At 60.7% G+C, this 9504-nt stretch carries 9 protein-coding genes; 1 reads left to right on the forward strand and 8 read right to left on the reverse strand.

What is annotated here, in order from left to right; translation table 11 throughout:
- Positions 1-327: 327 nt before the first annotated feature.
- A complete protein-coding gene (locus HUK65_RS17140; RefSeq protein WP_179907495.1) occupies positions 328-561 on the forward strand; it encodes a hypothetical protein in 234 nt (77 codons plus the stop codon).
- Between the two features lie 7 nt (positions 562-568).
- Here HUK65_RS17140 and HUK65_RS17145 read toward each other — a convergent pair whose 3' ends face one another.
- The 8 genes from HUK65_RS17145 to HUK65_RS17180 all read right to left on the reverse strand — a co-directional run bounded on the left by HUK65_RS17145 (position 569) and on the right by HUK65_RS17180 (position 9167).
- Entirely contained in the window at positions 569-1783 is a 1215-nt protein-coding gene (locus HUK65_RS17145) for a hypothetical protein (RefSeq protein WP_179907496.1), read from the reverse strand.
- 107 nt (positions 1784-1890) lie between these two features.
- The gene (locus HUK65_RS17150; protein WP_179907497.1) at positions 1891-2235 is read right to left on the reverse strand and encodes a DUF2190 family protein; all 345 of its coding nucleotides are present in this window, start codon (positions 2233-2235) and stop codon (positions 1891-1893) included.
- Between the two features lie 3 nt (positions 2236-2238).
- Complete coding sequence (locus HUK65_RS17155; protein WP_179907498.1) at positions 2239-2448, reverse strand: phage head-tail joining protein; 210 nt, start codon at positions 2446-2448, stop codon at positions 2239-2241.
- Positions 2448-4259: a prohead protease/major capsid protein fusion protein gene (locus tag HUK65_RS17160; protein WP_179907499.1), complete on the reverse strand. Its 1812-nt coding sequence runs from the start codon at positions 4257-4259 to the stop codon at positions 2448-2450. The genes HUK65_RS17155 and HUK65_RS17160 overlap by 1 nt, the downstream gene beginning before the upstream one ends.
- Positions 4252-5661, reverse strand: coding sequence for a phage portal protein (locus HUK65_RS17165; protein ID WP_179907500.1), 1410 nt, complete (start codon positions 5659-5661; stop codon positions 4252-4254). The genes HUK65_RS17160 and HUK65_RS17165 overlap by 8 nt, the downstream gene beginning before the upstream one ends.
- 101 nt (positions 5662-5762) lie before the next feature.
- Positions 5763-7205, reverse strand: a complete 1443-nt coding sequence (locus HUK65_RS17170) for a hypothetical protein (RefSeq protein WP_179907501.1) — start codon at positions 7203-7205, stop codon at positions 5763-5765.
- The gene (locus tag HUK65_RS17175; protein ID WP_179907502.1) at positions 7114-8133 is read right to left on the reverse strand and encodes an HNH endonuclease; all 1020 of its coding nucleotides are present in this window, start codon (positions 8131-8133) and stop codon (positions 7114-7116) included. The genes HUK65_RS17170 and HUK65_RS17175 overlap by 92 nt, the downstream gene beginning before the upstream one ends.
- Positions 8133-9167, reverse strand: coding sequence for a DNA cytosine methyltransferase (locus tag HUK65_RS17180; protein WP_179907503.1), 1035 nt, complete (start codon positions 9165-9167; stop codon positions 8133-8135). Before HUK65_RS17180 ends, HUK65_RS17175 begins: the two co-directional genes overlap by 1 nt.
- Positions 9168-9504: the final 337 nt, after the last annotated feature.

Consider the following 9504-nt stretch of genomic DNA (forward strand, 5'->3'; position numbering starts at 1 on the left):
CGGGGTGGAGCAGCCAGGTAGCTCGTCAGGCTCATAACCTGAAGGTCGTAGGTTCAAATCCTACCCCCGCAACCAAACTTTCCTACAAGATATCAAACACATAGGCCGCCCTCCGGGCGGCTTTTGCATGTCGTGTCGTGTCGCAAGGCCGTCCCGAACACTCCCCAAAGATTCCAAAGGTTTACGACCAGCCCCGATTCCTCCGTGCAACACGGATACGACACAGGACAAGGGCAATGTTCCCGATGAGTTCGCGGTCGATGGTGCTTGCCATCGGCACCGACCAGAGCCGTCACGGTCCACGACACCATGGCGGGAGACCACCCTATGCCCAAGGCCAACGACGCCGCGCTCGCCGCCTTCATCGCGCGCAAGGCGGAGATCGACGCTGCCCTCGATCACATCCGCGCCGCCAGCGACGCCCATTTCTTCGCCAGCCCTGAGGACGTTAACTGGCGCCATGTCACAACCTTCGCAGACCACGCCGCGCTGCTCACGCGGATGACGGACACGATCTACGCCGAGGGCGAACACGCCCCACTGCGCGGCACCGAGGCATAGCCGGCCCTCACGGACGCTGCACATCGCGAAACAGTCCGGCCAACCCCTCCGAAAAAGGATCGAGCTCCGCGGTACGGTCCTTCGCCCAATCAAGCCACTCAGTGGTCGACTTCTCCCCGATAGCTTGATCCCCTTCGGGTGCCAGCCGCGCTTCAAGCTCGGTGATGAACGCGTCGAGAAGCTGCTTCTCCTGCCAGTTCGTCGCCGCGGATCGGAAGCGAGCCCAGCGCGTGTCATCGATCTCCTTGAGCCGCCGCAACTCCCACCGCCGCCTCTCTTCTTCCTGGTAGCGACGGCGGTCTTCCTCGCGCTTGCGCTCCCACTCGATCAGGCGCGGGGCGCTTGCCACGACCGTTTCCACGATTGCCGGGATCAACTGCGAGAACGGCTTCCGCGAGCTTTCGATCCACTGCGGCTGCTCGCCCGGAAGCAACGTGGCGATCTGCGCCCTGAGGAATCCCGATGAGGTCAGCCCTGAATTGTGGTGATGCGGATAGGCCGTCCACTTCGCGGCTTCACCTTCCGGTCGCTTGATCGGCCGCGACATCTTCTCTTTCACCATGCACTCAATGTCCCGACCCCCGAAGGTAAACGTCAGCTTGCCGTGAATGTCGACTTCTTTGATGCGCCCTCCCGCCGCCTCGATGGCGTGGCAGAGCGTGCTGCTTGCACGAAAGCGGTACAGATCGCGCGGAGTGAGATCGTCCAGAAGGGACTTGCCCCAAGACCAGATGTCGTTCCTCCGTCGCCGGTTTTCCGGCGCGCGATCTTTCTGCTCCCGCTTGTGCTCCGCGATCCAAGCCTTGATCTTCGGATGCAGCCCGTCGAACGGATCAAGCCCGTCGTCCTTCGCGGTCTCCGTGGTGTCCGGGATGGAGGGAGATTCGGGTACGCGCGCTTCTTTCGGCAGCGACACCGCCGAGGGCTTCCTTGGCGCGACGGTCGTCGGTGTAGGTGCGCGCAATGTCCGCGGGGCGGTTTCATTTACTGCAACCACTTCTTCGGCGGGCAAGGGCGTGGGCGCAGGGGCGCGGCCGACAGCCAACTTCTGCCAATATCCGGGAGGCGGATATGGCACCTGGCGCTTGTCGCAGAGCTTGGCAAGACGCGGGCCGTCGATTCCGAGTTCGGGACCGACACGATTGAGCGGCCGCTCCCATACGAGCGCGTAGAGTTCCTCCCGCGACAGATCCTTTGCCGTTTGTGTCGTTCTGCCGTCCATGACAAGGCCCGAAAGATTCGTCTTCCGGGCCCAGAATAGGATCGAAGTATGGCCGCCGAAACCGGAAATGCGAACGCGTTGGAGCCGCTACCGCGTTTTCGTGCGTGTCAAGCCGCTGCCGTCGCCACCCCATCCAGCCGCACCGTGACACTGGTTATCCCGTTCCCGGCGGCCTCGGTGGAGATGCCGATGGGGAAGCGCCCAGCGCCGGGGATGTTCACCTGCTTGGCCGTGTTGTCCCACGCCACCCGCGCGCCGACCGCCAGCACCGCCGCGCTGGTCTTCGGCAGCTTGTAGACGCCGGTGGTGGACAGTTCGAGGGGATCGCCTTCGGCGGCCGAGTAGGCGGCAATGCCGAAGATGTTGCCGACAATCAGCCCGTCGCCCGAGGCGATCCCTCCCGCGGGCGTGGGCACGGTGATGACGTGGCCGTTCTGGATGTAGGTCTTCATGGGTTACAGCCCTTTCGAGGATTGGATGCGGACCACGGAGACGCGCCCCTCGGCGCCCGCGATCTGCCGGTTGAGGTCCGCGAGCGCGGCGGCCATCTCGCCGTCGCTCGCGTAGGTGATGCGCTTGCCGTCGTATTCGACGGTGCGGACGCCCCGATATCGCGCGGCCATCAGGGCGTCGCGCCAGGCGGTTAGCTGGGCGAGATCGGCCATCACGCGCCCGCGTTCATGAACCAGCCTCGATGGTCGATGAACCCGGCCCCGAAATCCAGGATCACCCGGATCTCCACTCCGTCCACGTCCCAGCCCGAGCGGCTCTCGACCTGCGGGCCTTCCGCGCCCGAAAGATAGGCGAACTCCAGCCCATCGATCTCGCCGGGATCGGCGGTGACATACCAGCGGGTGGCGCTCGACAGTCGCGGCTCGACCACCAGCGACAGCGACCCGGCGAACGGGTTCACATCTGCTGCCGTTGCGGGCGCGATGGTGGCCAGCCATTTCTCGGCGGTGGTCTCCAGCGCGGGCGGCACCAGCAGGTTGCGGGGCGTGACGCGGATCGTGCGATCCTCGATGCCCTTCTGCGTGCGCAGCGCCAGACGAGCCGTCGAGAGCGTTGCATCCGAGATCGCCGCACCGCCGCCCGCCTTGTTGCCATGATCGGCGTGGAACAGCGTCTTGCCGTCCGACATCGTGGGACCGTTGCCGCTGCCCACCTCGAGGAGTGTGACGAGGATGCGTGCCTCGGTCTCGGCGGCGGCCTGGCCCATGCGCCGGGCGAGGTCCGCGAAGGCGCCGAGGTCGTCGTTGACCAGCACCTGCCGGGTGATGCCGATCTTCCGCGCCCAAGTCTCGACCTTGTAGGCCTCCCGCGCCTCGGCCATGGTCCCGGCCTTGATCTCGCCGTGCTCGTTCAGTTTCTCCAGCAGCGGAGCCTCGCCCAGCATGATCTTGTTCACCGCGCGGAAATCCCGCGCCGTGGTCTGGCGCCCGAGGCGGCGGATGCCCGAGGGAGCGGCCTGATAGGCATCGCGCAGCACCCGGCCCACGGTGTCCCCAAGGATGATGGGAAAGTCGGAGGTCGTGTGCAGCGCGCGAGTGACAAGGCTCGCGGGCGAGAGCGCCATAGTGGACTCGCCGCGGAGCGTCAGCAGCTCCTTGGCCATGTCGACCGGTGTTGCGTAGGCGTAGCGACGGGCAGGCTCGCTTAATTCGTGCCGTGGATTGATCCGGGCGTAGAGCGCCTCGCCCATCTGCCGGGCGCGGAGCGCGGGATCGTCCTGGCTCTCGCCCATCTCGACGCGGACCTGTTCGGTGCGGATCGGCGGCGCGGACCGCTTCGCCAGCGCCTCGAAGGCGGCGCGGCGGGCGGTGTCGGCATCGGCGCCTCCGTCGACCTGGCCGTCGATCCAGGACTGGTCCAGCCCGGCGATGCGGGCGATGGAGCGGATCTCGGCGTTCGCCGCGGCGCGGGTCTCGGTGGTCGTCGCCTTGGGCGGGGCCGGTGTGGTGGTCGTCTCGGTCATCTCTGTCTCCATGCGAATATGGGCGCCGGGGTCGGCGGGCGTCGGCACCAGGGAAATCTCGTGAGGCGTCCAGCTTACGGCGGTCAGCACGCGTGCGCCGTTCTCGGTGGTCTCGGCCCAGTCCTCGACCGAGTAGCCGACCGAGACATGGCGCAGGATGCCCGCCAGCACGTCCTGCCAGACCGGCTCCACCTCGGGCCGGGCCGAGAATTGGAGGATCGCGGTGCCGCGCTTGCCATCGACGGCGGCGCTGCGGACGGAGCCCAGCACGTCGCTCACCGCGGTCTGCCTATGAGCATCGAGGACGCTGGCACCCTCCAGGCGCGACAGGTCCACGGCCTGCGGATCGAGGCTCAGCCGCTCAATATACTGCCCTGCCATGTCGCGGCGGCGCACGGGGGCGCCGGTGGACCAGACCACCTCTACGGTACGCGCCTCCGGATCGGCGGTCGCGGGCGCAAGCGTGGCGCGGCGGGTGAGCAGCTCCATGGTGTCAGCCATCGGCATCTTCCTTCTGGTTCGGTGCTGTCTGAGCGAAGCTGAGGCCCAGCAGGTCTGCGCGCGCCCGGTCGGCCGCGATCTCGGCATCGACCTGCTCGGCATCGTATCCCCGTTCGGAAATCGCCTGGCTACGGCTCTTGAGGCCAGCGCCGATCGCAAGGATTTCTGCTTCCACGTCCTTCATCGGATCGACGTAGTCGAACTTCGGCGGCAGCCATTCGCACCCCAGGTAGGCGTCCGGGTTCCTGTCGAAGTCCCGCGCGGGCAACTCGCCGGCCAGCACGGCCAGCCGCACGAACCGCTCCCAGACCGGGCGGCAGAACAGGTGCACGACCACGTTGTGCTGCAGTTGTTCGACACGGCGGCGGAACTCGATCAGCCCGGCGCGGATCGAGGAATAGGTGACGCCCTCCAGATCGCCCGAGACCAGCTCGTAAGGCAGCCCCAGCCCCGCCGCGACGGCGCGCAGGTGGTTCTTCACGAAGGGCGCGTAGGCGTCATTTTCGGTTGGTGTCGAAAACCGGATATCAGTGCCGGGCGGCAATGGGATCAGGCTGCCGGGCTCCATGCCAACCGTCAACGACCCTCCGGAATTAGTGTCGGAAAGCCCACCCGCCGTACCATCAGGATCGGTGATGAAGCCCGTGAACAGCGCAGCCACCTTTGCCTTGACCAGTGCGGCATCCTCGAACTGGTCGAGCTCGTGCAGCCGCAGCAGTACCGGCGCGAGCCAGGTGATGCCGCGCAGTTGGCCAGCAGCGAGTGGCTTGAACAGGTGCAGACAATCGGCGGCGGGAACGCGGATCGGGTCCATGCGGAGTGACCCCAGCGGGTCGCCTGGGCGGGAGGACAACACCCGATAGGCGATCCTGCGGCCTGCGGCATCAAACTCAATGCCTGCACGGATTCGCCCCCCGCCGCCGATTTCACGATGCAGGTCCATTGGTACCTGCTCGCGATCCAGAAGCTCGAGGTAGAGAGGAAGGTTCAAGCCATCGCTGGCCATGCGCAGTCGGGCGAAGCTCTCCCCGCTCTCCACCATCGCGCGCACAGCCATAGCCTGCAGCCCGTAGAAATCTGCGAGTCCGCTCGGATCGGCGTGATCAGTCCAACGCAGCCAGAGCGCCTGCAGTCGCTCGCGCACCTCCCGGTCTGGGTGGATGGACTGCGGCTTGATCCCGGCACCGACGACATTGCCGACCAGGCTGTCCACCGACGCTGCGACCCATGGGTTGTTCCGCGCATACCACCCGGCCCGCCGCGCCGCCGTGGCTGATCCCGCCAGAATTGCTGTGTTCAGCCCGTCGACGCTCCGCGCCCCCTCCCAACGCCGCCCGCCACCCGCAGCGTCGAAGCCGCGAGCGCGCGCGAGGCCGAGAAGGCGATGGAGAAGGGTCCGCATGAACGGCAGAATCGCCTGAAACGGACCCTCAAGCTATTGGGAATGTTTTGGAATTACTCGAGCCGATCGGCAGTTGGAAAAGGCGATACGCGTGTGCGAGACTAGGGTTGTTGGACAAGCAGGCTTGGCGCCACGCTGGAAAAGTCGAACGATCGCGTTTGCCTTCCATTGTTCAGTTTTGCTTTTTCAAAGTCCTTGCGGCTCTTCCAGAACTTACGGATTGCAGGGTGGAGACTCTGTAATTCTTTCTCGACGTGTTTGCTGATTGGGAAATTATAAATTGTTGACTTTGTCAGATGAAACCCGTCACCCACGGTCAGCCAATACTCAAAAAACAAACGAGACGAGAGAGCCCCAAGGGCAGTAAGAAAATCTTCCTCACTGCCAAAACTGAGTACGTTGCAGCTGCCATCGATCTCGTCGCGAAAGCCGATGTAGTTTCGCGCGACCGATGCAGTTACGAGCCGATAGCGTGACGAACTATTAATCAGCGTGCCAAGTTGCCTTACCCCAGAACTAGACTGGAGATAATCGGCCACTAGTTGCCTAGTTGGTCGCGGAATTTGATCATCGAGTCGATAAGCAGTGACATCGTGAAACATCGGTACTGAGGACAACAGACTTGTTCTCTCCCCCTTACTCCATCGCTGAAGTGCCGAAGCATAAACCCTCGGTGCCTTGGATGGGACAACACTCAGTATGGAGCAGCGTTGGCTATTTGCCTTGTTTGTGTTCGTGTGTTTGGGCTTCCCAGACTTGAACAATGTATCCGGTATGTTGTCGTAGTTCGATACCGATATCTCCGACTTGAGACTCCGCAGGTTAGCCCGCAATGCGCTATAATCTCGGCTAAAGGCTATTGACAGCGGTAAAATGAAGTGTAGGTGCGACGGTCTTTGAGAAAGTTTCAATGAACGCTCAAGAAAATCGGCATACAAATTCTTCCACTTAGACGTGCCTTTCTCATTGGCTACGAAGGGTGGGTTGCCAAAAAATATAGCGGCTCGATCTGTAGCAGGTAATTCATAAGAGCGGAAGTCACCATGGATTAGCCTAACGCGACCAAACTTGACGAGCCAACGTTGCTCCAGATCTTCAATCTGGTCGCGTATAAAGTCGAGTGCCAGTCGATTTATATCAATCAGATCAGCATTAATGGAGCAGATGACTGACGGTGAAAGTCCTTGGTCAAGCAATCCCTTAATTAGGGAAAAGAACAAAGCGCCCGCGCCAACGGATGGCTCAACGAAGTGAGCGCTTTCAAGGAGTCTCTGTGCTGCAAGCGAACTTGTGATGTCCCGGCGATCGAAGAAAATCTTCCAGAAGTGATCGGCGACGTCAGCGGGTGTGTAGTACGCTCCAGCTAACTTGCGTTTGCTTTCGGACTTGCACTCTGAGGAATATGAGAGGTCTGCCTCGGCAGTCTCGGCAGCCAAAACAGCTTCGTGCGCGTCAAGCGCCCATACGCAAGTCGAGTCCACGCTGTAGATAGTCGTCTCGCGGACGTCGTTCCGGATCGGAGGGGACGATGAAAGGTCGTTCATGTAGGTTCCTTATCTCCCCGATGCCTTTGTCTTGGTTCGTTTGGCGCAAGTACTCTGCGCGGTCGTTGTTGAAGACAAGGCGATAACCTGGACCAGGTAATAGAAGTGCGTCGTCGTAGAGCCGGTGGTGCTCAATGCACAATGCTAGCCCGTTTGTTACGTGATTTGGAGAGCCCTCGGCAGAATGAGGAATGATATGGGCCGCTTGGACAATCCCTAACTGACGATCACAGACGCAGCATGTTTGCCCGTACGCTTCGAGAACCCACTTCTTGAACCGGGGATCCCTGGGGTATGCGGTGCGTTCAAATGTGAACTTTTCGCGTTCCCCGTCTTCGTCGACTTCAATCTCGCCGCTCGCACCGAGGCCGGCATCAGCAAAGGTCTCCGTATGTCTCCCGACTAGATTGACAATCGCATGCTCACTGCGCAGAGCGTGGAAATGCTCAACATTCTCGAGATAGAATCCCAATGCCGATGTGGGCAGCGCGATTGCGAAACTTTGCTCGCCGAGTTGCCGTGCAGTGAATTGATGCACTGCTGCTTGCTGCGTAGAAACTGATAGTCTCTGGGACTGCCGTGCGTAAACTGACACGATAGTCTTTGCCTGTAGGGAGAATACATGTCGCGGATCCCATGCCACGAAGGTGTCGCCAGTATCGAAGAAACCGATGAAGGCAACTCGGTCGCCACGCTGTTGCCTCGCCCTTTGCTCCTCGATCAGCCCACGTCCCAGCTGAATCCGTACTTCATCGTCATTCTCACGAGCGTTTCCGGAATCATGAACGTAGGAAACATGGGTGGAATAAGGTGCGCCGTTGAGTTCCATGCGAACCGGGTTCTGCCGGTCCAAGATACGAAAATTCTCAGAGTAGGGGGCGAGAGAGTCCCTGATGAAATAGAACAGGAGATTACGATCAAGGGCCATTACAGGTGCTCAATCAGGTGCGCGACCATTTTCTCGCCCAGCAAACAGGGCACAGCATTGCCGATCTGTTTCTGCACGGACCGGCGGTTCCCAAAAAACTTGTATCCACTAGGAAATGTCTGAATGGCTGCTACTTCAGGAACACGAAGTCGCCTGTTATCCCAATGAAATGGGCCCACCCACGGGCCTGGTTGGGCGGCAATGGTAATGGATGGCTCTTCCGGGTGTAGCTTATGGAGAAAGTTCCAAAAGCGGCCACCAGTTCGGAATTTTCGGCCATCGTAGCCCTTAAGTTTCGAGAGTGCGATATAGTTTTTGCCTGGTGGAACGTGAGTGAGTTCGTAAAAATAGTTGCCGTTGGTGGCGTCCTCTTGAGGCTCGTGGAACTTATCTGATGAGTATTTCGCTATGAATTCGCCGACCCCCGTGTACGGCTGAAATCCGTTCATTAATTCTGGCTTCGCGGGGTTGCCATGAGTTGGATGCGGCTGAGGGATCGGGCTTTTCGCCTTCCATACGCCGAACACAAAAACTCTCTTGCGCTTCTGGGGAACGCCGAAGTCGGCAGAGTTGGCTCTGAAGACGGTGCACGTGTATCCAAGTGCTCTCGCCTCGGCAAGAAACCGCTCAAAAGTTGCGATGTTCGTCGGGTGTAGGATGCTTTCGACGTTCTCAAAAATGAAACCTGATGGCTGTAGGTCAGATACAGCGCGCAGAAACTGTCCGATCATGTTGCGGGGGTCTTCGTCAATCAGCCGATTGTCGTTCTTCACCCAGTAGCCATTCTTTGAGAATGGCTGACATGGTGGGCCGCCGATCAAAATTGTTGGCTCGTCGTGCCGCAGCTGGGTGAAGTCAACATTCTGAACGTCGGCTTCGAAGATCTCTGGATTGTTGCTGTCAGTGCGGTTCAGGCGTAGCGTCTCGGCAGCGTCTGCATCATTCTCGACGCAAGCGACAATGTTGGCACCTGCGTTTTTGGCGCCAACGTCGAGGCCTCCGGCTCCTGAAAAGATGCTGATGCATTTTACCAATGGCTGCTCCCTCCGTGGCCTTGCGACACTGCCCTTACCGTGCAGGTGGGACTGTCGCAAATATTCTTTAATTGTTCGTCACCCGAACCTGCATGGTCGGGCCTCACGATACCCCCTATTTGGTATCCGAAGCGAGAACCAGTTGCAATATCTTGCGTCTGTGAAGTCCGGCTATGCCATCCAAGCCGACCGTATCACCCCATTCGCCTCGCGAACGGGCGCCGTTGCCTGCCCTGCCAGCCCATCCACCTCGTCGTTCAGCCTGAGAGGCCAATCGGAAATGAGTTGAGTGAATTCAGCAGGTTGTGATTCTGTTCAGTTGCGACACAGAACGGAG

This window comes from Rhabdonatronobacter sediminivivens, from assembly GCF_013415485.1.
Taxonomy (GTDB): Bacteria; Pseudomonadota; Alphaproteobacteria; order Rhodobacterales; family Rhodobacteraceae; genus Rhabdonatronobacter; species Rhabdonatronobacter sediminivivens.

Bases quoted from the DNA above. Each gene is read 5' to 3' on its own strand.
- HUK65_RS17140 (WP_179907495.1), top strand. From the start codon at position 328: ATGCCCAAGGCCAACGACGCCGCGCTCGCCGCCTTCATCGCGCGCAAG.
- HUK65_RS17145 (WP_179907496.1), bottom strand. From the start codon at position 1,783: ATGGACGGCAGAACGACACAAACGGCAAAGGATCTGTCGCGGGAGGAA.
- HUK65_RS17150 (WP_179907497.1), bottom strand. From the start codon at position 2,235: ATGAAGACCTACATCCAGAACGGCCACGTCATCACCGTGCCCACGCCC.
- HUK65_RS17155 (WP_179907498.1), bottom strand. From the start codon at position 2,448: ATGGCCGATCTCGCCCAGCTAACCGCCTGGCGCGACGCCCTGATGGCC.
- HUK65_RS17160 (WP_179907499.1), bottom strand. From the start codon at position 4,259: ATGGCTGACACCATGGAGCTGCTCACCCGCCGCGCCACGCTTGCGCCC.
- HUK65_RS17165 (WP_179907500.1), bottom strand. From the start codon at position 5,661: ATGCGGACCCTTCTCCATCGCCTTCTCGGCCTCGCGCGCGCTCGCGGC.
- HUK65_RS17170 (WP_179907501.1), bottom strand. From the start codon at position 7,205: ATGAACGACCTTTCATCGTCCCCTCCGATCCGGAACGACGTCCGCGAG.
- HUK65_RS17175 (WP_179907502.1), bottom strand. From the start codon at position 8,133: ATGGCCCTTGATCGTAATCTCCTGTTCTATTTCATCAGGGACTCTCTC.